Annotated in this window: 13 protein-coding genes; 2 read left to right on the forward strand and 11 right to left on the reverse strand. The window is 38.5% G+C overall.

Going from position 1 to position 21,522, the window contains the following annotated elements; genetic code table 11:
• Positions 1-95: 95 nt before the first annotated feature.
• Together J7E57_RS19710 and J7E57_RS19715 are read right to left on the reverse strand one after the other, a co-directional pair.
• On the reverse strand, positions 96-1,118 hold the full coding sequence (locus J7E57_RS19710) for a FecR family protein (protein ID WP_215131330.1): 1,023 nt from the start codon (positions 1,116-1,118) through the stop codon (positions 96-98).
• Between the two features lie 106 nt (positions 1,119-1,224).
• A complete protein-coding gene (locus J7E57_RS19715) occupies positions 1,225-1,785 on the reverse strand; it encodes a sigma-70 family RNA polymerase sigma factor (protein WP_215131328.1) in 561 nt (186 codons plus the stop codon).
• A 223-nt stretch (positions 1,786-2,008) separates the two neighbouring features.
• Here J7E57_RS19715 and J7E57_RS19720 point away from each other — a divergent pair, with 223 nt between their 5' ends.
• The gene (locus J7E57_RS19720) at positions 2,009-2,953 is read left to right on the forward strand and encodes an NAD-dependent epimerase/dehydratase family protein (RefSeq protein WP_215131326.1); all 945 of its coding nucleotides are present in this window, start codon (positions 2,009-2,011) and stop codon (positions 2,951-2,953) included.
• A gap of 75 nt (positions 2,954-3,028) precedes the next feature.
• Positions 3,029-3,757: a YebC/PmpR family DNA-binding transcriptional regulator gene (locus J7E57_RS19725; RefSeq protein WP_215131324.1), complete on the forward strand. Its 729-nt coding sequence runs from the start codon at positions 3,029-3,031 to the stop codon at positions 3,755-3,757.
• Positions 3,758-4,317: 560 nt separating this feature from the next.
• Here the strand turns inward: J7E57_RS19725 and J7E57_RS19730 are convergent.
• From J7E57_RS19730 to J7E57_RS19770, 9 genes are all read right to left on the reverse strand, one after another.
• A complete protein-coding gene (locus J7E57_RS19730; RefSeq protein WP_215131322.1) occupies positions 4,318-5,097 on the reverse strand; it encodes a prolyl oligopeptidase family serine peptidase in 780 nt (259 codons plus the stop codon).
• Between the two features lie 151 nt (positions 5,098-5,248).
• Positions 5,249-7,546, reverse strand: coding sequence for a beta-glucosidase BglX (gene bglX / locus J7E57_RS19735; protein ID WP_215131320.1), 2,298 nt, complete (start codon positions 7,544-7,546; stop codon positions 5,249-5,251).
• Between the two features lie 150 nt (positions 7,547-7,696).
• Positions 7,697-9,442, reverse strand: a complete 1,746-nt coding sequence (locus J7E57_RS19740) for a discoidin domain-containing protein (protein WP_215131318.1) — start codon at positions 9,440-9,442, stop codon at positions 7,697-7,699.
• Between the two features lies 1 nt (position 9,443).
• A complete protein-coding gene (locus J7E57_RS19745; protein ID WP_215131316.1) occupies positions 9,444-10,811 on the reverse strand; it encodes a glucoamylase family protein in 1,368 nt (455 codons plus the stop codon).
• 15 nt (positions 10,812-10,826) lie between these two features.
• The gene (locus tag J7E57_RS19750) at positions 10,827-12,491 is read right to left on the reverse strand and encodes a glucoamylase family protein (protein WP_215131314.1); all 1,665 of its coding nucleotides are present in this window, start codon (positions 12,489-12,491) and stop codon (positions 10,827-10,829) included.
• A 64-nt stretch (positions 12,492-12,555) separates the two neighbouring features.
• Positions 12,556-13,383, reverse strand: coding sequence for a LamG-like jellyroll fold domain-containing protein (locus J7E57_RS19755; protein ID WP_215131312.1), 828 nt, complete (start codon positions 13,381-13,383; stop codon positions 12,556-12,558).
• Between the two features lie 18 nt (positions 13,384-13,401).
• The gene (locus tag J7E57_RS19760; protein WP_215131310.1) at positions 13,402-14,886 is read right to left on the reverse strand and encodes a RagB/SusD family nutrient uptake outer membrane protein; all 1,485 of its coding nucleotides are present in this window, start codon (positions 14,884-14,886) and stop codon (positions 13,402-13,404) included.
• Between the two features lie 12 nt (positions 14,887-14,898).
• Complete coding sequence (locus tag J7E57_RS19765; protein ID WP_215131308.1) at positions 14,899-17,913, reverse strand: SusC/RagA family TonB-linked outer membrane protein; 3,015 nt, start codon at positions 17,911-17,913, stop codon at positions 14,899-14,901.
• Positions 17,914-18,278: 365 nt separating this feature from the next.
• Entirely contained in the window at positions 18,279-21,164 is a 2,886-nt protein-coding gene (locus J7E57_RS19770; protein ID WP_215131306.1) for a triple tyrosine motif-containing protein, read from the reverse strand.
• Positions 21,165-21,522 lie beyond the last annotated feature (358 nt).

Raw genomic sequence — 21,522 nt, forward strand, 5'->3', positions numbered from 1 at the left:
TCGGCTTTGTTTTTTAGAAAAATATTATGGAAAATGGCGCCGCGGTTACGGGCTGTTGGTGTTGTGGTTCTTCTTCATCATATTTATATATTTGGTTAGTTTTTATTGGAAACCACAATGCTGGTTCCCTGGATGTAATATTTGCTTGATATGGTTCCACAGATCAGGTCGAGCTGCTCATATAGCCCTTTTTTGCTTAAATCTCCGGTAAAAGTATAGGTCGAAATCTGCTCATTATCCGATTTTATCTCTATCCCATATGCTTCAGATAAGGTTTTGAAAATTTCTTTAATGCTTTCTTCTTTAAAATTGTAGCTCAAGCTTGTGGGTATGTTATAAGCTTCGGCCAATGGAATAGGCTTGCTTACCAATGTTTTATTTAATTTGTGGTCGGAAAAAACACCTTTTTGATTTGGCGTAAGCAGAATTGGTTTCGCCAGTTTTTCTTTAGAGAAAGTAAATAGCGAATTTTTTTGATTTTCTTCTACCTGAACTTTTCCGGTCCTTACGGCAACTTGGGCGGGAAGTTTATCAGTTGATGATTTTACCCAGAAGCTGGTACCCAAAACACGTATAACCAGTTTTTGATTGTACACATAAAACGGCCGCTTTGGGTTTTTGCTTACCGAAAAGAAGGCTGTTCCTTTTAAATAAACCATTCTTTTGTTGGCAGCAAAAATCTTTGGATAAATAATATTGGCCTGCGGTTTAAGTGTTACCGTGCTTTCATCGCTAAGCGCTATAATGATGGGACGATCAGTATCATTGGTTTTGCTGATTAAGCTTAAATTGCTGTTTTCATCAATAAAAGATTGTTCAGCATGGTTGTAATTGGTTAAATATAAACCAGCAATAAAAAATGCAATGATAATAGATGCTGCAATAGCCAATTTTGGCCAAAGCTTTTTAACTTTTAATGCGCTTATTGGTTTCTGTTCAATGCTATTAATGCCAAGCCAGGTATTCATCTGCATTTCTTCGAGCGCAATTGATGATAAGTCTTTAAAATTCTGGTTATTTAAGTTATGGTACCATTTATCTATCCAAAGCTTTTCTGCTTCAGTACAATTTCCGTTTTCGTAACGGCTTAGTAAATCGTAAAATGATTTCTGGTCCATAAAAAAGAATATTTGGTCTTATACTATACAAGTAACACAACAGAGGCGAAACCCTAAAGGTGCGAGGGATAAAAAATGAAATAAACTGTAAATAACTGATAATCAGTTATAAAAAGATATAAAAATTTTTGATGTATTCTTTTATTCTTTTAATGGATTGGGTGATATGGTATTCTACAGCCTTTTCGGAGATGTTTAAGCCAGTAGAAATATCTTTGGTAGATTGGTGTTGGTAACGGCTCAGTCTGAAAACCTCCTGTGTTTTTTCGGGTAGCGAATTAATACCTTCTTCGATGATGGAAGATAGGTCGTGAAGATCGATCAGGTTTGCGGTATCCTGATGATTTTCTGAATAGGTTAGGCTTTGGTACTCCATGTACTTATTCTCCATAACTAAACTCCTGATGTGGTTGATTACACTTAACTTCAGGGCGCCGAACAAATAAGCCTGGAGATTATTGATCTGTGCTTCCTGCCGTTTTTCCCAAAGGGAGATAAAAATATTCTGTACCAGCTCTTCAGCAATTACCTTATCGCCTGTTTTTTTGTAGGCTGCCAATAATAGCTCGTTACTGTAGGTGAAATATATTTTTTCGTAAGCTTGTTTATCGCCTAGTTTTAGGCGCTTAAGTAAATCTTCAGATTTTTCAGGCTCAGCGTGAGTCATTTATTATTTGGTTATTCGGTACGCGTGTAGTAAATGTAATAATTTATTTGGCTTTGACTTTTAAGTTGGGTTAGAATATTGAAAGTTTTAAAGCTGTATGGTTGCAATGTTAATTTGACCGGCCAAGACAATTCAACAATTAACCATTATTCTATACACGAAGTATAAATATTTTATCGCCTTTTATCTCATTTTTTTACCTTTGCTCAATCTCAAAAAAATTATGCAAGAAAAAATTGTTGTTTTAGGCTCTAACGGGCAAATTGGTACCGAGTTGGTAACCATGTTACGTAAAATATATGGTGATGATCATGTTGTTGCATGCGATATACGCAGGCCGGATTATGATATCAAAAACTCTGCACCGTTTGAATTTGTGAATGTGCTTGATAAGGCAATGATCAATGGCATTTTCCATAAATACAGACCAACACAGGTTTACCTCTTAGCGGCTTTATTATCGGCTACAGGCGAGCAAAATCCAAAGCTAGCCTGGGATTTAAATATGAACGGCTTATTGAATGTTTTAGATTTAGCTTTAGAATATAAAACTGCAAAAGTATATTGGCCAAGTTCTATCGCTGTATTTGGGCCGAATTCGCCAAAAGATAATACCTCACAATATTGTGTAATGGATCCGAATACAGTTTATGGAATCAGTAAACTGGCAGGCGAGCGCTGGTGCGAATATTATAACCAAAAATATGGATTGGATGTGAGGAGTATCCGTTATCCAGGATTAATCAGCTGGAAAGCTGCGCCAGGTGGTGGTACAACAGATTATGCGATCCATATTTTTCACGATGCACTTAAAAAAGGTAGCTATCAGAGTTTCTTAAATGCAGATACAGAATTGCCGATGATGTATATGGATGACGCTATCCGCGGAACAATCGAGCTGATGGATGCCCCCGCAGATCAGATTTCAGTACGCAGCAGCTATAATTTTGGTGGGGTAAGTTTTACACCAGAGGTTTTAGCCGCAGAAATCAGAAAACATATTCCAGATTTTACATTAACTTACGGCGCTAATGATCCACGTCAGCAGATTGCAAACAGCTGGCCACGTTCTATAGACGATAACTATGCAGCAAAAGATTGGGGATGGAAACCAGAATTCGATTTATCGAAACTGACAGCAGACATGTTAAAAAATTTAAAGAAATAATATAAAGGTACAGGGTTTGAAAGGTTGAAGGCTTAAGGTCTCCTATCTCCTATCTTATATCTCAATACTAAAATAATGGGAAGAGCATTCGAATTTAGAAAAGAGAGAAAATTTAAGCGTTGGGCCAAAATGGCGGTTCAGTTTACGCGTATTGGTAAAGATATTGTAATGGCAGTTAAGGAGTCTGGACCTCATCCGGAAACCAACTCGCGCTTACGTACGGCGATGCAAAATGCGAAAGCGGTAAACATGCCAAAAGATAGGGTAGAGGCGGCAATTAAACGTGCCTCTGATAAATCGATGGCCAATTACGAAGAAATTGTATATGAAGGTTATGCGCCACACGGCGTTGCCGTTTTAATTGAAACCGCTACTGATAATACGAACCGTACCGTAGCAAACGTTCGTAGTTATTTTAACAAAACGGATGGTTCTTTGGGTAAAACCGGATCGTTAGATTTTGTTTTTAACCGCAAATCTGTTTTCCGCTTTGCGGCTACCGAAGGTTTAGATTTGGAAGAATTGGAATTCGAATTAATCGATGCCGGTTTAGAAGAACTATATGTAGAGGCTGATGAAGAAGGAAACGATATCGCTGTTGCCCAAGGAGCTTTCGAAAACTTTGGATCTTTACAAAAAGCTTTAGAAGAAAAAGGCATAGAGTTAAAGAGTTCAAAATTAGAGCGTATTGCTTTATCTCACCATGAGGTAACGGAAGAGCAGGCAGCTGATGTTTTGAAATTGATCGATAAGTTAGAGGAAGATGATGATGTGCAGGCGGTTTACCATAATATGGCAGAATAATAGCAAGCAGATATTTATAGAAAAGGTCCAGATTTTACATCGGGACCTTTTTTGTAATTTTTATTTTTTAAGACCTCGCAGGTTTTCAAAACCTGCGAGGTCTGGATTAGTCTAGTTTAAACCTGCGAGGTCTTGGAGCTTATGATATTTGATTTCTCTATGAATTTCTTTAAGTTTAAGAATGATTACTACAATTCCTTTAGAATCCTCTCGTCTTAGCGCCTCGCTAAGACCTCCCAATTTATGCGTTTTCCAATTTATACGGTAAAAAACTAAGTAAAAAACTAAGGTCTTAGCGAGACGCTAAGACTAGATGGGTTCACAAAAGCATGGAGTAATAAAAGATTTTAGAGATTATCCATATTCATCATACAGCATAATTTTATCCGGTAAGCCTACATCGCTGAAAAGAGAAGAAGTTATTGATTGGTTTGGTGGATTGTCCTTTTATGAAGAATATCATCAAAAGACATCAACAATTAGTTGATAATAAAGAATTTGAGTATTAGTTTTCTATATATAAACCTCGCAGGTTTTTAAAACCTGCGAGGTTTAATCTACTATTTCTTATGCGAAAACAACCAGCTCAATAACTCTGGTTCTGCAAATGCACTGTCCCAACTATTATGGTTTGCATTTGGATAGAGCGTAAACTTTATTTCATCACCAACGGTTTTTAAGCGCTCGGCAATGGCAATCGAAAAAGCCGGATCAACTACATCATCTTTTGCGCCATGGAAAATCCAAAGCGGTATTTTTTGATATTTTTTAATATTATTGGTGTTATCGCCACCACAGATGGCAATGGCAGCGGCGAATTTGCGGCGTTCTCTTCTTAAAAGCTCATAAGTACCCATTGCCCCCATTGATAAACCGCCCACATACACCTGCTCTTTGTTTATATAAGGTTTATTAAGGAAGTTTTTAACCATGCCTTGTAGCGCATGCATAATTTTGGTTGGTTTGCCACCCTCCACAAAACTGATTCTCCTTTTACCTTTTGCATCTTTCTCAAAATTGGCATTTGCCCAAAAGTCGTTTGATGGGCATTGTGGGAAAACAACAATAGCAGGGAAATTTTTGCGTAAATCATTTTTTAAAAACAATTTTCCACCATGTACCAGTTGACTGGTATTGTCATTCCCCCTTTCGCCGCTTCCATGGAGGAAGAAGATGATCGGGTATTTTTGGTCGGGATTAAAATTCTCGGGAAACAGGATTCTGTAGTAAATAGAGTCCTTTCCTTTGATATAGCTTCCCTTGTCGTATTTTTTTAAGTCTTGGGCGTTTAAAAAGAGTACAGAAAAAAGAATGCAGATGGTAAAAAAAATATTTTTCATCCGTTTTATATTATTTTTAAAGTTGATAAAGCTATCATGATTTGTTATTTCAAGGTGTGTTTTGATCAATCATGATGGTTTCATTTAACAAAAATAGAAAACCCTGGCTACTTTACAATAGCACAGGGTTCATAACCAAACCTAATTGTCTTTATTTCAGTGTAAAAGATGCCTCTTTTACATCACGTGAATTTGTTCCGATAAATACTTTAAAATCGCCAGGTTCAGCCACGAATTTTAGATCGGCATTGTAAAACTTAAGATCATTTTCTGAAATGTTGAAAGTGACGGTTTTACTTTCTCCGGCTTTTAAATTAATCTTTTGAAAACCTTTTAGCTCTTTTACCGGACGGGTAATACTTCCCACAAGATCTTGAATGTATAATTGAACGACCTCTTTACCCTCATATTTACCCGTATTACTTAGTGTAACCGATGCCGTGATCGTTTTCCCTTTGGTTAAGGTATTTGAACTTAATTTAACATCGCTGTAATTAAACGTGGTATAGCTCAGGCCAAAACCGAATGGATATAAAGGATCGTTGCTTACATCTAAATAGTTGGAACGGAATTTTTCGAACCATTTACCCTCTGCCAGCGGTCGACCGGTGTTTTTATGTGCATAATACAAGGGCACCTGACCTACATTTTGAGGGAAAGTTGCACTCAGTTTACCCGAAGGATTAACATCGCCAAAAAGTACATCGGCAATTGCATTTCCTGCTTCACTACCCGGGAACCAAACATTTAAAATGGAAGGAATATTTTCCTGCTCCCAGTTTAATGCCAACGGCCTACCGGTAAATAACACCAGTACCACAGGTTTGCCAGTTTTAGCCAGTGCTTTTAACAGGTTTTTCTGTGTCTCGGGAATCTGGATATCGGTTACACTACTGCTTTCGCCTGTAAATTCAGAACCTTCGCCAATGGTAGCCACAATAACGTCCGATTTTTTAGCAACCTCTAGCGCTTCCTTGATCATTTCTGCCTCGGTTCGAGGATCGCGTTTGTAAGTAGGATTGTGGATGTTTACATAACGGTGCTCCATAGCCGAATCTGCTAAAAAATTAGCGCCGCGTGCGGTTAAAATTTTCGCTTTATCACCCAAAACATTTTTTAAACCTTGAAGTACAGTTATCGATTTATCAAAAAGAGCCGCAACACTCCAGGTACCATACATATTGGCGGTATTATCTGCCAGTGGACCGATTAAGCCAACAGTACCTGATTTTTTTAATGGAAGTATATTATTGTTATTTTTTAGTAACACGAAGCTTTCAGCTGCAATTTCGCGTGCAACCTGACGGTTAGCTGGACTAAAAACCTCTTTTTCTGCTCTTTCTGCATTGCAGAATTTATAAGGATCAGCAAATAAACCCAATTTATATTTTGCCTGAAGCACTAATCGGCATGCCCTGTCTATTTGTGCCATGCCAACTTTTTTCTCTGCCAATGATTTTTTTAAAGTACCTAAAAAGCCTTCGCCCACCATATCCATATCAATGCCAGCATTTAAAGCCAAAGCAGAAACAGTTTGTAAATCGCCCATGCCGTGGGCAATCATTTCAGGGATACCCGTATAATCAGTTACCACGAACCCTTTAAAGCCCCATTGGTTACGTAAAACATCGGTCATTAACCATTTACTTCCGGTTGCAGGGATACCATCAACTTCGTTAAAAGAGGCCATAATACTGGCTGCTCCTGCATCAACAGCGGCTTTGTAAGGAGGGAAATATTCATTGTACATGCGCACTTTGCTCATATCGGTGGTATTATAATCTCTGCCAGCTTCAGCAGCACCATAAAGCGCATAATGTTTTACGCAGGCTAAAATTTCGTTATTGGCCTGAAGTTTACCTTGATAACCTTTCACCATGGCTGCGGCAATTTGTGAACCTAAATAAGCATCTTCGCCACTTCCTTCCGAAATGCGGCCCCAACGCGGGTCTCTAGAAATATCAACCATAGGAGAGAAGGTCCAGTTAATTCCACTTGCACTGGCTTCTATCGCAGCAACCCTTGCCGATTTTTGTACTGTGGCCATATCCCAAACGCAACTCATTCCTAAAGGAATGGGGAAAACGGTATTATAACCATGAATTACGTCCATCCCAAAAAGCAATGGGATTTTCATGCGGCTGTTTTCTACTGCAATCTTTTGAACTGCCTTTATCTTATCTACTCCTTTAATGTTAAATAAACCACCAACTTGTCCATCTCTGATTTTTTTAGAAATGTCGCTGCTGTTAGCCTGGCCGGTGGTGATATCGCCAGAACTTGGCAGGTTCAATTGACCAATTTTTTCATCAACGGTCATTTTCGCCATCAGATTGCTGATGAAGGTATTCATCTTTGCATCTGCTGCCGAAACAGGTTTTTTTGTTTGTGCTGATCCATTCGGTACAAGCAGGGTTAAAAAAACAACCAGGATATTCGCTCTCTTCATTATATGTGTGTTTTATTCTTTTTATTAGTTGGCGCTCGTTTCCAACGAATGCCTAAATAGCTTTACGATTTTATCGTGTTTTACATTAATCGCTTAAAGCGATTGTTTATTTCCACACTCGTTAGAAACGAGCGTGAGCTATGTATTTTATTAATCAACTTTCTTTACCTCGGTTTTTGCCGATACACCATTCTCATTTATTGCTTCAATGGTAAAATAATAAGCTTTTTGGCTGTCCATTGCTTTGAACCAGTACTCGTTAAAATCATGGATCATAATGCAATTGTATAGCTTATCTGGCGCAGTACCGTAGTAAAGATTATAGGCAAATGCATTATCAACAGGCTGCCATTTGATGTAGGCGCTGCGTTTATCTTTTTCTGTCCTCAATACAATCAGGTTTTTAACCTTTGTTGGTTTTTCTCCATTTCCATTGCCGAAAACACGTAAGCCACTAATGGCAAATTTTCCGGTTGGCATATGGATGTTTATCATTTTGATGAATCTGGTTTTTACTGGTGTCTGCAGTTCGATATAATCGTGCGGCACATCGGTTTTGTTCTGGCTTTTATCAACCAGGGTAGTCCATTTTTTACCATCAGTTGATGATAGAATCTTATATTGATGGTAAATTCCGATCTGTTTACCAATAAATTCTGCATCCTGATCAGCATAATTAATCTGGATGGCATTAACGGTTGCCAAGCTACCCAGATCGGTTTGGATCCATTCTCCATTATTAGCGGTTTTGGCACTCCAATAGGTCTTAATGCTTTCATCAACAGCATTATTGGCATTAAAGCTTCCTAAAGTTGAAGAAACAGTAACGGGTTTTTTATAGTTAATTAGCATCCAACCAGGGCCTGCCGGACCACCTTCTTTTCTTTCGGAAGGTAAATAGAGCGGATAATCTCCAAAGGCAGTATTGGTCCACATCACATCGTCTTTATCAAAACCGGTTGGCCAGATACCCATTCTGCGCTCCCAGGTGTTTTTTACACAGATAATGCTCGTAGAAATGTGCCAGTAATTTTTACTGTTATCCTGAAAGGTTGCACCATGCCCTGCACCACGCGAAAATCCACCACCTTTATAACTTAAAGGATCAGATTGAGGCGTAAATGGGCTATCGTAAAACAAAGGTTTGGTTCCAACCACCACTCCATCAGAATAACCACTAAATTCGGTTCCTGGTGCTCCGTATTGAAAGTAATATTTGCCATTATGTTTGGTCATCCATGCACCTTCGGCAAAAGGATCAAGAAATGTATTGTCCATATATTCGCCAAAACGCTGCCAGCCATACCGCCAGCTTTCAAGCAGGTACATTGGTGTGCGGGTACCTTTAGGTTGAAAAGTTTTGCGGTCTAATTCTACACCATACATGGGGTAGTTATTACTGCTTCCGTTATACATGTAAAATTTGCCATCGTCATCGGTAAAAAAGGACGGATCCCAGCCACCAATTTCTAAAGAATCAACCAATGGGAACCATTTGTTCCCTTTTGGGTCGGTACTTCCCCATAAAGTGAAGTTTTTAGTATAGGTACTCCCGAAAACGACCATAGTATCGCCAACGATGCCTACCCCTGGTGCACAGAGTTCATCTTTTGTTTTGTTCCATGGACGGAGAAATTTTCTTTCATGGAATTTCCAGTTCAGCATATCAGCGCTATGCCAATAACCCCATTGGTTGGTGCTGAAAAGATAAAAATCACCCTTATAATTTACAATCACCGGATCGGCAGTGGCACGGTGTTTCCCCCATTCGGTAAAAGATTCGAATGGTGTATAACCATAATCTACATTGATTGGATTGCAATAAGTTTTTTGACTTTGTGCAAATGCCGAAGCAGTGCAGATCATGATTGCTATTGTTATAATCAGCCTTCTCATTTTATTTTTTTAAAGTAGGATGTTCAAAACCTAATTTTTGTAATCCATTTTGAACATCTTTGTTTCCCATAAAAAGTTTCCAAAGTAAGCCTGATCTGTAATTTTCGATCATCACAACCATTGGGCCTTGGTCGATACCTAAATATCTTTTCGGATACCAATTGTCCTGCTCTGAAAAGGCATCGTAAAAACCATATTTCCCCCAAACTTTATCGCCCAGATCTTCGTAAAGATGCCTGATTACCCTCATCGATTCTTTTGGCGTGTATGGGATCGATGATATAGCTGCAGTAGGAGAGATTACGCCAAAATCTTCCTGAGGATTGTGTGCTGCATAACCTTTTACCGAATAACTGGCTGTTAAACCCCAGTTGTTTTCTCCATAACCTTTAAATTTCTTTGGGTTGGCCACACAGTAATCGTGTATGGCAAGTGTGTGGTTTACGTTATTTTCCCAATAATTTGCATAACGGTCTTTTAAACCTTTCGGATTTAGACCTAAATAGGAGTAATGTGCCCAAAATAATGGTCCTACTGAATTTTTCTGACCTTGATAATCAAGTGTAAAAGGATGTCCATAAAATTTGAAATTAGTTTTAATCTGCCCGTTTCTTGCCCAACCTTCGTGATACACCTCTGAAGGGACACCATGCGTGGGGGATGAGGCGGCCATTACATACATAATCAAACATTCATTATAACCTTTAACCTGAAAGTTCATTTCCCATTTATACGCTGGCGACCAATGCCAGTACAATACATTTTGGCCATTGCGGTACCAGTTAAAATCGATTCCTTTCCAAAGTTCATCAGCTTTTTTTGCTAATGCCTTTTCACCATCCGTTCCATTTTTATAATATTCGTTAATACAGATTAAGGCCTGTGCAACAAAAGAAGTTTCTACGAGATCGCCTCCATTATCTTTTTGCCCAAAAGGACGTACTTTGGCAGTTTCTCCATTTATCCAATGCGGCCATGCACCATGAAAACGATCGGCTCTGGATAGAAAATCCAATATTTTGTTTAATCTGTCTAATCCTTCTTTTTTTGTTACATAACCTCTATCAATACCGCTTAAAATGGCCATCAAGCCAAAGCCGGTTGCACCGGTTGCCACTGTATTCTTATCATTTTCCGGGTACACATTATCCACATGAAAGCGTTCTCTACCAGCACCTGATGTGGGTTCAGCCCCATCCCAAAAATATTGGAAAGTCTGTTTTTGCACAAGATCCAGTAATTCAATGTCGGTAAGGTTTTTTTTGATCTTCAGATCAGGATTGTATGCCTGTTTTTCACGCTGTGCACATGATGATAGCGTAAAAAGGGTAAATGATAATAAAAGGAAGTTTCGGAATATAAATTTCATTGCTGAGGTATAATATTAAAGATTGGGACTGTTAAAACCAAGATTTTTCATGCCTGTTTTAACTTCGGGAGCCGACATAAATAAGTTCCAGATTAATTTGGTTCTATAATTTTCGATCATCACTACTATTGGTCCTTGATCTATGGCCAAAGTAGAAGAAGCAAACCATTGATCTTTTAGCGAGAAAGCATCGTAAAAACCATAGTCTCCCCAGGTTTTGTTGCCCAGTTTATAATAAAAATATTTTAGCGCCTGCATCGATTCGGTTGGCGTATACGGAAAAGATGATAAGGCTGCGGTAGGGGCAATTACGCCAATATCATTGTTCGGCGCACTTGCAGTATATCCGTTAGGAATATCACTTGCCGTTAAACCCCAGCAATTTTCGCCATAACCATAGTTTCCGAGCGGATTAGCTTTGCAATAATTATAATTAATCTGCGTGTGTGCTTTAGTCTGTGTTTCGTAATTTGCGTAAGCATCGCTTAAACCTGTTGGATTGATACCCAAAAAAGAATAGTGTGCAAAAAATAATGGGCCACCATTGGCTGTTCCTAAAGGAAGTTGAACACTATAATAGGTATTCCCATTTTTCATTGCTCCATTTTGTGCCCAACCATTATCATAAACAGTTTTAGGGATCGAATAAGTAGGAGAGGCTGCTGCCATCACATAAGTGATTAGGCACTCGTTCCAGCCTTTAATGGGTAGGTTCATGTCCCAGTTATAATTAGGGCTCCAATGCCAGTAAAGTGTATTACTGTTATCTTTTCTGTACCAGGCCCATTCTACGCCGTTATAAATGTTATTAATATCAGCTCGTAACGCAGTTTCTGCTGCATCAGTTCCATTAAAATATTGACGGGCAGTGATTAGTCCTGCCATTAAAAATGAAGTCTCAACGAGATCGCCACCATTATCTTTGGTGCTGAACGGAATTGCCTTTCCGGTATTGCCATCCAGCCAATGTGGATAGGCGCCATGAAAACGATCGGCAGTTTTTAAAAAGGATACCATCTTTTGGATCCTCGTCAATCCATCGGCCCTGCTGATGAAATTTCTGCTGATACCAGTAACCAAGGCCATGATTCCAAAACCCGATCCACCAGAAGTTACGGTATTACCAGATGTATTTCTTTCCCTGGCAAGGCCACTGGTTGGGTGTGCAAAATCCCAGAAATATTTAAAAGTCTGCTTTTGAACTAAAGTTAAAAGGTCGTCGTCGCTGATGCGGGCAAATTTATCTGCATCATCTACAGCAGTGATCAGGTTTACAGCAACCGCCGATTGAAGTTTGCCACCGGTTTTTGATGATAAATTGTTATTAACGTTTAAGATATATTTAGTAATGGGCTGCAATGCCGTAGCAGTAATTACAACCGTATTATCGTTGTTCTCTAATTTGGAAGTGAATGCTGCCGGATTTCCAGAGGCATCGGTAAGGGTAACGTTGCCACTTATAGAAGCCGAATTGATTGGTGATGAGAATGTTATTTTGATAATTGGGTTATTGTTTAAGCCATAATAGGTAAAGCCACTGTAAGCATCGTTTACCTTTAAATCGCTAAAAGCGAAAGATGATGGTGTAACAGGCGGATCAACCGGTGCTGGTGTATCGCCTTTTTTGCACCCAAAAAAAATAGCCGATAAGATGAAAATATAAAAATATTTTTTTTTCATAGTGTGGTAGTTGAAAGGGCCCCCAATCGGTGGCCCTTTTAATTTGGTCTATCAGGGAGGAAAACTATTTTCCTCTTCCTTCTAGTTTAGATAATGAACCAATTTCAACATCGGTTAGTGCCTTGTTAAAAATTTTAACTTCATCTAATTGACCTACTAAATAACTCGCCCAATCTTGTTTGCCAGTTGAGTTTGTTAAACTAGGTGTTGTTTGAAATTGCACGGTGCCAAAAACCATTTTAGAGGCATCCTGAAAGGTTAGTTGACCCAAGTTTGCTACAACTTTTTCTCCGATTTTAGAGCCATTAAAATATACTTTATAGGTTGAAGTGGTAGCATCATATGAATAGGCTATTTGATTCCATTTATTCCAAGGATCAACAATCTTTAAAAAATTGTCTCCGCCGTTGTTAACCACACCTGTATAAGAACGGGCAACCAATCTGCCAGTTGAAGCATCTCCGTTATTTTCCATAAACAGCGTTAGATTTCCCCAAAAATCGGATGATTTTGCAACATCAACTAATCCTACAATTCCTTTATCATTAAGGGGCATATTAAACCAGCAGGTGAGCGTAAAACTTTTTAAATTTTGTACTGCCGCTGGCGTGTTGGAAGTTACGTAGCCATTTAATGCGCCTTGTAACGATTTCCCTTTAATACCGGTACTGAAACTGGTACCAGTATTGGTGCCTGCTGTATTCGATACACTATCAATTAAACTGCCATCAAATGCCCAATAAGCTATTAGGCTTGAGGGAGCAATCTGTTTTGAACTCGTGTAGCCATTAATGTTTAAGGCTGGTGCATAAGTTGTTGGATCAAAGTCTTTTTGGCATGATGATAACACCAAGGTTACAGCTGTCAATAATAAAAAATATTTTGTTTTCATTTTCGTAAAAATTAGCGATTAGTAACCTGGGTTTTGAGTTAAAGTTCCTGCACTTTTATCAATCTCATTTGCGGGTATTGCCCAAACTTCGTTTTTGCCTGCTTTCCAGCCTTTAGGACCAAATATGGCCGCTCCACGACCTTGGCGAATTACATCGAAATAACGGTCTGACTCCATCGCTAATTCTACTTGTCTTTCTTTCCAAATCGCCTGGCGCAAAGCCTCTTTATCAGAAGTGGTTACATCTGGTAAAATACCAGCAATCCCTCCGCGTGCACGCGCACGTACCCTGTTCAATGATGTTTTAGCTAAAGTGGGATTTCCTTGCTCGTTTGCAGCTTCTGCATTCATTAGCAATACATCCGAAAATCTTATTACCCTAACATTTTGTTGCGAGCCTTCTGTATAACCGCTTACAATTAAACTAAATGGTACATATGATTTTTGATTATACATTGGATTATCTCCAGTCGGACTAATAGCATCACCTTGGGGAGTAGTTTCTCCTCTAAAAATTATTGTTGCATCTTTACGGGGATCACCAGTTTCGTAAGCTGCTACTAGAGCAGGAGTAGGTACATTAAAACCCCAACCTGCAACACTACCCCGTACACCTTGTACCTGGCTATATTGAGAGTTAGAAGCATCTTTATTATTCAATAAAAGTTCGCATTGTATCTCAAAAACTGATTCGATATTATTTTCGTGGTTAGTTCTAAAGCCCTCTTGATAATTAGGATATAAATCGTAACCCAATGTAATTACAGTATTTGTAAAAGAAAGTACCTGATCCCATTTTTGCTGATACATAGCAACTTTTGCATGTAAGGCGAGCGCAGCGCCTTTGGTTGCTCTGCCTAAATCAGCAGCTGGATAGGTTTGAGGCAAAACTGCTGCTGCATCATCCAGATCTTTCTCGATAGCGGCCCATACTTGCGCTTTAGGCGTTCTCGGAATATTAAACTCAGCCGGTGTTTTTGGAACGTTTAAACGCAAAGGTACATCGCCAAAAGCGCGAACCAATCTAAAATAAGAATATGCTCTAATAAATTTTGCCTCGGCTAAATAACGTGCTTTTAAGCTTGCATCCATATTGATCCCTGGAACGTTATCAAGCACTTGGTTACAAAGATTTATATTTTGATACTGTGCTTCCCAGAAGCCTCCCATTTGCCCTTCTGTTGATGTTACTGTAAAATTATCATAGGCATTTAAATAGTCAGAATCATTTGCCGCACTACCTTTTTCTGCTTCATCAGAACCCATACTTTCGAGCGCTAATGCCGGAAAAGCGGTATTTCCCCAAGTTCTGAGCTGTGCATACATCGAATTAACCGCTTTTGCAGCATCGCTAGCATCTTTCCAGAAAACTACCGCAGGTTGCTGTGCTTGTGGATCAACATCTAAAAAACTTTTTTTACAAGCAGGTATTATTAAAAGTGAGGAACAGATAACTACTATCCCCATCTTTTGTATATAGGTATTTTTATAATTTATTTTCATCGCTATTTGATATTAAAAAGTAACATTAACACCTAATCTGTAAACTGCAGATAGTGGATACACACTCGCATCGATACCTGCATTTGTTGGCGTACCACCGATTTCTGGGGTAAAACCTTTATATCCAAATAAGGTCACAGGGTTTTGCGCATCAACAAAAACTCTTACTTTTTTCATTGTCCACTTATTCATTAAAGTTGACGGTAACGAATAACCTAATTGGATATTTCTTATACGGATATATGATCCATCTTCAACATAGAAAGAGTTTGGAGCGGAATTAAAGGTTGAGCCAACTGCTGCAGAAGGATAGGTGTTTGAAGTGCCTGCTCCATGCCATCTGTTATCATAAAAATCTTTACTAAAATTTTCGTTTCCAAAACGCGAGCCAATATTGGCATTGTAAACATCTACCCCGGCAACACCTTGTATATCAACGGTTAAATCGAAATTTTTGTAGCCAAATGTAGTGCTTAAACCATAATTATATTTAGGATTAGGATTACCTAATACAATTCTATCTTTACCATCAATTACACCATCGTTATTTTGATCAATGTATTTAAAGTCGCCAGGTTTTGCTGTTTTTTGAGCCGATGCTGCAACCTCTGCAGGAGTTTGAAATATCCCATCTACTTTATAGCCATAAAATTCTCCAATTGCACCACCTTGTATAGTGCGTGTTGCTAAGCCTCCATTAGAAAGCCCTGCGCCACCCGCATAAATAGGGTTTAGGCCCGTAACAACTGATAAAACTTTGTTGTTATTTAACCCAACGTTACCGCTAATAGAGTATGAAAAGCCACTTTTAGTTTGATCTCTCCAAGTAGCCAAAAACTCAAAACCACGATTTTGTAAATCAGCCTGGTTGCCAATTTGTTTACCAGAAGAGGTACCAATAGAAGATAAGATAGGGATTTCGAAAATTGCTTGCTCTGTTTTTTTATTGTAAAAGCCAGTTTCTACATTTAATCTGTTATTTAAGAAACTTGCTTCAAGGCCAATGTCAGTACCAGTAGTACGCTCCCAATTTAAGAACGATGGCACTAATGAACTAACGTTTGCGCCAGTGTAAGCAACGCCGTTAAATACCACAACATAAGCGCCATCTTGTTTTACTACAAGCGTTGTTGGGTTTACAGGAACACCAGCATTACCCACTTTTCCCCATGATCCTTTTAGTTTTAAGCTATTGAAGATTTTCTGATCTTTCATAAAATCCTCATTGGAAATTACCCAACCAGCACCTACTGATGGGAAATAACCCCACAGGTCTCCTCCACCATAAAATTGCGATGCTGCATCAGCACGTATCGTTGCATTTAAAAGATAACGGTCTTTGAATGAGTAATTTGCTCTACCAAAATAAGAAGAATAGGTTGTTAAGCTACCACCATCAATTACTGATCTATCTGCAGCATTACCAAGTGCTAAATATAGATCGCCCTCGCTTGAGTAAGGAACATTAAGCGCTGATGAATTAATATAGTAATTTTTTCTTCTCTGGGCAGTTTGACCTGCTAAAATTGTTAAGTTATGATCACCGAAAGTATTTTTATAAGTTAAGGTGTTTTCTAAGATCCAGTTTCTATCCTCGGTTCTTTTAATTTCTAATAAGCTTTTGTCGTTTCTTTGCCCCTGTGTAGCCTGATAAACCGGAGTGTACCCACGAACTTCAGCCTGACCAAAATCTCCGCCTATACTTGTTTTAAAAGTAAAGTGCTTAGCAAAATTTAACTCGGCATAAAAATTACCATTGTAACGGTAATTTTTAGACTTTTGATTAAAATAATCTAAGGTTACCTGAGGATTAAAATTATTTCCTCCACCTAAACTAAAATCATTCGCATCACCATAGGTACCATCAGCATAATAAACCGGAACTACTGGACCGGCTGCATATAACTGACGGAAAATAGAGCCGTTAACATCATCAGAGTTTGATGCTGTTGCTGAAATGGTATAACCAATTTTTAAAGGCTTTAATACCTGAATATCGTTAGAAAATTTAGCTGTATAACGCTTGTAGTTTTGTGTTTTAACAATCCCATCTTCTCCGGTATAACCTAAAGAAAAGTTATAAGTACTCTTTTCACTACCACCGTTAATAGATACTTGATGATTGGTTTGTAACGCATTTCTGAATGCCTGGTTATACCAATTGGTACCCTCGCCAAAGCTTGATGGGTTTGCGAAAAGGTTAGGAGCGCCATTAATTGCAGATAACTCATTTATTATTGTAGCATACTCTGTTGCGTTAGCCATAGCCAATTGATTGGTAACTACTCGATAGCCAACGGATCCGTTATAATTTATTACGGGATCACCTGATTTACCTTTTTTGGTCGTTATTAATACAACGCCGTTTGCCGCACGGATACCATAAATAGATTGAGACGAGGCATCTTTTAGGATACTTAAGTTTTCAATGTCGCTTGGATTAAGGAAACTGACCTCATCATACCAAACACCATCTACCACATACAATACACCCGTATTGCCATAAATAGAACCAGTACCGCGAATGGTAATTTTTGGAGAAGAACCCGGTGCACCGTTGTTGGTAATGCTAACCCCTGCAACTTTTCCCTGTAACGCACTTACCGCGTTGGTAGAGGCCTGCTTTGCAATGTCTTCACCTTTAACGGTAGCTACTGATCCTGTAACATCAATTTTTCGCTGTGTACCATAACCCACAACCACAACTTGCTCTAGTTGTTGTGTTGATGAAGCTAATGATACATTTAAAGTAGCTTGATTGTTTACAGCTTGCTCAAGTGCTGTATAGCCTACAAAGTTAAATACTAATGTGGCATTGGCCGGCGCGCTAATGGAGTAGTTGCCGTTCACATCTGTTTGCGTACCATTTTGTGTGCCCTTGATTAAGATAGTTACGCCTGGTAACGGAGTTTTATCACCCCCATCAACTACTTTACCTTTTACGGTAATGTTTTGCGCTAATGCTACGTTAATTGTTAGCAAACAAAATGCAGCGAGAACAGAGATTCTTGTAAAGATTCTTTTCATGCTTTATTATAAATTTAGTTTAATTGTTAGTTAAATGTGGGGTTGTTTTTGCTGATGTGCAAGTGTTTTTACCTCTACATTAATACATCATCTGATACTGTGGGGTATCTCAATCAAATAAACCAAATGCCATTTTAGCCTAAAAATGCAGTTTTTTAGATTTTAACATCACATTAATAAATACACAAGTGTACAAATAACACTAAGTGTTTTGTGGGGCCAAAAAGCTCGCTATGAGAGGTAATGATGTAGTGCCGATTGAGTAAGATAACATGAAAAAGCCTCAAAAATCGTTTTTTGTGCAAACGTTCCCGAGGCTGGTTCGTGCAATTTTTGACCGCTCTAATTTGATTCTAGCTGCAAGATTAAAGTTCCATTAAAAACTCTGTCAGGTTTTTATCGTGCGGTACTTCGAGCTTTTTGCGTAAGCGATATCTTCTGATTTCTACACCCCTTAAACTAATGTTCAACAGTGATGACATCTCTTTACTACTCATGTTCATCCTGAGGTAGGCGCAGAGTTTCAAATCATTCGGAACAAGATCGGGATGCTGTGCCTTTAATTTTTTAAAGAAACTTTCGTGTGCCTCATTAAAACTATTCTCAAATAAATGCCAATCTCGCTCATCATTCATTCCATCATTAATTACTTTCTGGATTTTGCGTGTTTGATCATCTGAGAGTTTTTTTCCGTTCTCATCCTTTAATTTGGTGATCTCATCGCTCAGCTTTTGGAGCAGTTCGTTTTTATAAACAAGGGTCATGGCTGAGTTGGCCAGTTCTCTATTTTTCGAGGCGAGTTCTGCCTGTAATTTTTCGGTTTGCAGCTTGATGATCTGCTTTTCGTTGATCTCTGTTTCCTGTTTCAGGATCTCTTCTTGCTCGGCCTGTAAGCGGTCGCTGATTTTTTGGCTATCCCGCTGTAGTTTTCTTTCGTAAATTTTCTTACCCAGAATCAACACTACCACAAATAAAACAACATAACACAAAATGGCCCAATTATTTAGATACCATGGACGCAAAATAGTAAATGAATAAACGGTTTCCCTGCTTACTGAAGTATCATCGATTTTTGCCCTAACTTTAAAAATATAGTTGCCAGCACTTAAATTGGTAAAATCTTTTTGTGTGGCATAACTCCAATCAGACCAGGCCTTAGAATATCCTTCTAAATAAAACTGATATTTAACCTTAGCCTGTCGGTAATAGGGCAATGCATAAGAAATGCGGATATTGTTACGGCTGTTTTGGATCTCTGTTGCTTCCTCACCGTTTCCGGCTTCACTGATGAGCGAAAACTTATCGGTAATATCTTCTACACGCCTGATCAGTACGGCAGACAATTTTTGTTTCTGCAAACTCAGTTGAGCCGTAGGATTGTAGATTACAAACCCATCATCAACGCTGATCAGGTAAATGGAATTACTGATTCGGCTGATATTCTCATAATATTGCACCATCCTGCCATCTAAAATGCTGAATTGATTCGAATCTATTTCTACTTTACCAGGTTCGCTAAAGTTAACCAGTGCTGTTTTGCCGTGATTAATAAACCAATATTTTTTGCCACCGGCGCTAATAATTTTATTGGAGGATTCGAAAGAACCGAGTTCTTTATTGAGTGCTTCGTACTTGGTAAACTTATTGCTTAATTCATCATAGGTATAAAAACCTGCATCAGAAGAAAAGACAATCTTGTTTTCTAAGTTAAATATATTGATGTTGTAATTTCCGGGCAGACCGTTCCTTTCATCAAAATATTTGGTGCTGGTTACACTCGTGTAGTTAGGGCTTAAGCTTAATTTATACAGCCCCTTATAAGCATGCGCTACCCAAATATCCCCCTTATTATCCTGTTCTACATATCTGGAAGGGGCATCAAATCCGGCAATTTTAGTAACAAACTTTAATCCTGATGCAGGAGATTCTGTAAAAAGCGAAAGCCCGGTATAAGTACCCTGAACAAGGAAATTCGGGTTCGAATTTAGCTTTTTTATCGTCCAGCCACCAGATGATCTCGATAACCAATCGATTTTATCGCCGTTTACTTTAAATGTGCCGCTATTGTGTCCACAGATCAACTCATTATCAATAATGGTGAGTTCCCATACCTGCCCTTGCGAATTAGAGATTAACCGAAAATTAAATGGCAGTAGGTTATCTGGCGACCACTCGCTATAAAATAAACCCTGATTGGTGCCAAGATAAATTTTATTATTAAAGATAATGCTGGAGTAAACAGTACCAAACTGACCTGTTTTATCAAAATAAAAATATAAGGGAGAGTTAAGTTCTATGCGGTCGATCCCATTGTCAAGACCCGTCCAAAGATTTTGTTCATTATCGGCGTATAAACTTAAAACAGTATTGTTCTGTAAACCGCTCGATTTATTGATCCGCTGCACGACTCTTCCATTCTCGTCAATAATGATCAGGCCATTAAGGATAGTGCCGTAAGCAAAATATTTACCCAATAAACTTACTCCATTGTTAAGTTGGTAGGTTTTAAGATAGCTATTTGCTGATGTGTTTAGCGGCGTAAAATCTTTTCCGTCATAGGTAAATAATCCATTTTTACTGGTGCCGATAATGAGGCCACTGGTTTTGTAAGGAAGGATAGAAAGAATTCCTTCTTTGCCAAGTTTTTCACTATTTGGGATGTGGATCAATTTGTTGCCAATGAGCTCGAACAAACCTTTTTCCAGTACTTCAATTAAGTACCTTTTGTTCACCTTATAAAGAAACAGAAAGGATGATGGCGATTTTACAACCTCGATTTTGTTGTTTTTATAGAGAAATATTTTCGAAAAGGATTGAAAGATTACCCTATCCTGATCTACATATATTTTCCAGACTTCATCATTGATTTTTATTCCTTTTGGCAAAAGATTGGTAAGTGAGCTATAGGTTAACTTGTTGCTTTTAATCGACCAAAAGCCAAATTCACCAAAGCTACCGGTATAAATTCTTCCTTTATCATCTGTTGCGACCGATCTAACAATTTGCCTGTTGGGCATCTGATATTTCTGCCAGTAGCGGCCATCGAAAGTTAAAAGTCCTTCAGCATTGCCAAAGTACATTACACCATTTTTATCTTTTGCTATACTCCAGTTCTGGTTTCCTGACGAATAAACCGATTTTGGATAATTTTCTATATATGGAACGCCTATGCTTTTAATTTCTGATGCATGGGCATTTATTGCGAAGCAGGGTAATAATAATAATAATAGGAGCCGGAAATAGTTTAGCATAAAATGGTTAATAGGTAAAGCCATTAATACACAAAGTAAATGAAAAATTGTTTAATAGTCGATCGTTAATGGCCTATAGTTCATGACTATTGGTTAAAGAGGAAGGCTTTTGATAAATGATCAACAATCGCCCTATTAAAAGAGGACGTTGTTATGTAATATTATAATGGTTGATTGTCTTCAGCATTGGGGCGTTAAGAAACATTAAGCAGTTAAGTAAATTAAGGATAGAATACCGGAACCTGCCAACTAGCCCTGATGGCAGTGGCACGAAGCCAATTCTTCATCGGCAAAGTAAAACGTACAGCAGGACCGGACCCTTGTTGTTTGCAATGACACTGTGCTCCAAAAAACTTAT

The sequence above is a fragment of the Pedobacter sp. ISL-64 genome, assembly GCF_018613605.1.
GTDB lineage: Bacteria > Bacteroidota > Bacteroidia > Sphingobacteriales > Sphingobacteriaceae > Pedobacter.

Excerpts from the sequence above, each read along its gene's own strand:
- J7E57_RS19710 (WP_215131330.1), bottom strand. The coding sequence starts at position 1,118 with ATGGACCAGAAATCATTTTACGATTTACTAAGCCGTTACGAAAACGGA.
- J7E57_RS19715 (WP_215131328.1), bottom strand. The coding sequence starts at position 1,785 with ATGACTCACGCTGAGCCTGAAAAATCTGAAGATTTACTTAAGCGCCTA.
- J7E57_RS19720 (WP_215131326.1), top strand. The coding sequence starts at position 2,009 with ATGCAAGAAAAAATTGTTGTTTTAGGCTCTAACGGGCAAATTGGTACC.
- J7E57_RS19725 (WP_215131324.1), top strand. The coding sequence starts at position 3,029 with ATGGGAAGAGCATTCGAATTTAGAAAAGAGAGAAAATTTAAGCGTTGG.
- J7E57_RS19730 (WP_215131322.1), bottom strand. The coding sequence starts at position 5,097 with ATGAAAAATATTTTTTTTACCATCTGCATTCTTTTTTCTGTACTCTTT.
- bglX (WP_215131320.1), bottom strand. The coding sequence starts at position 7,546 with ATGAAGAGAGCGAATATCCTGGTTGTTTTTTTAACCCTGCTTGTACCG.
- J7E57_RS19740 (WP_215131318.1), bottom strand. The coding sequence starts at position 9,442 with ATGAGAAGGCTGATTATAACAATAGCAATCATGATCTGCACTGCTTCG.
- J7E57_RS19745 (WP_215131316.1), bottom strand. The coding sequence starts at position 10,811 with ATGAAATTTATATTCCGAAACTTCCTTTTATTATCATTTACCCTTTTT.
- J7E57_RS19750 (WP_215131314.1), bottom strand. The coding sequence starts at position 12,491 with ATGAAAAAAAAATATTTTTATATTTTCATCTTATCGGCTATTTTTTTT.
- J7E57_RS19755 (WP_215131312.1), bottom strand. The coding sequence starts at position 13,383 with ATGAAAACAAAATATTTTTTATTATTGACAGCTGTAACCTTGGTGTTA.
- J7E57_RS19760 (WP_215131310.1), bottom strand. The coding sequence starts at position 14,886 with ATGAAAATAAATTATAAAAATACCTATATACAAAAGATGGGGATAGTA.
- J7E57_RS19765 (WP_215131308.1), bottom strand. The coding sequence starts at position 17,913 with ATGAAAAGAATCTTTACAAGAATCTCTGTTCTCGCTGCATTTTGTTTG.
- J7E57_RS19770 (WP_215131306.1), bottom strand. The coding sequence starts at position 21,164 with ATGCTAAACTATTTCCGGCTCCTATTATTATTATTATTACCCTGCTTC.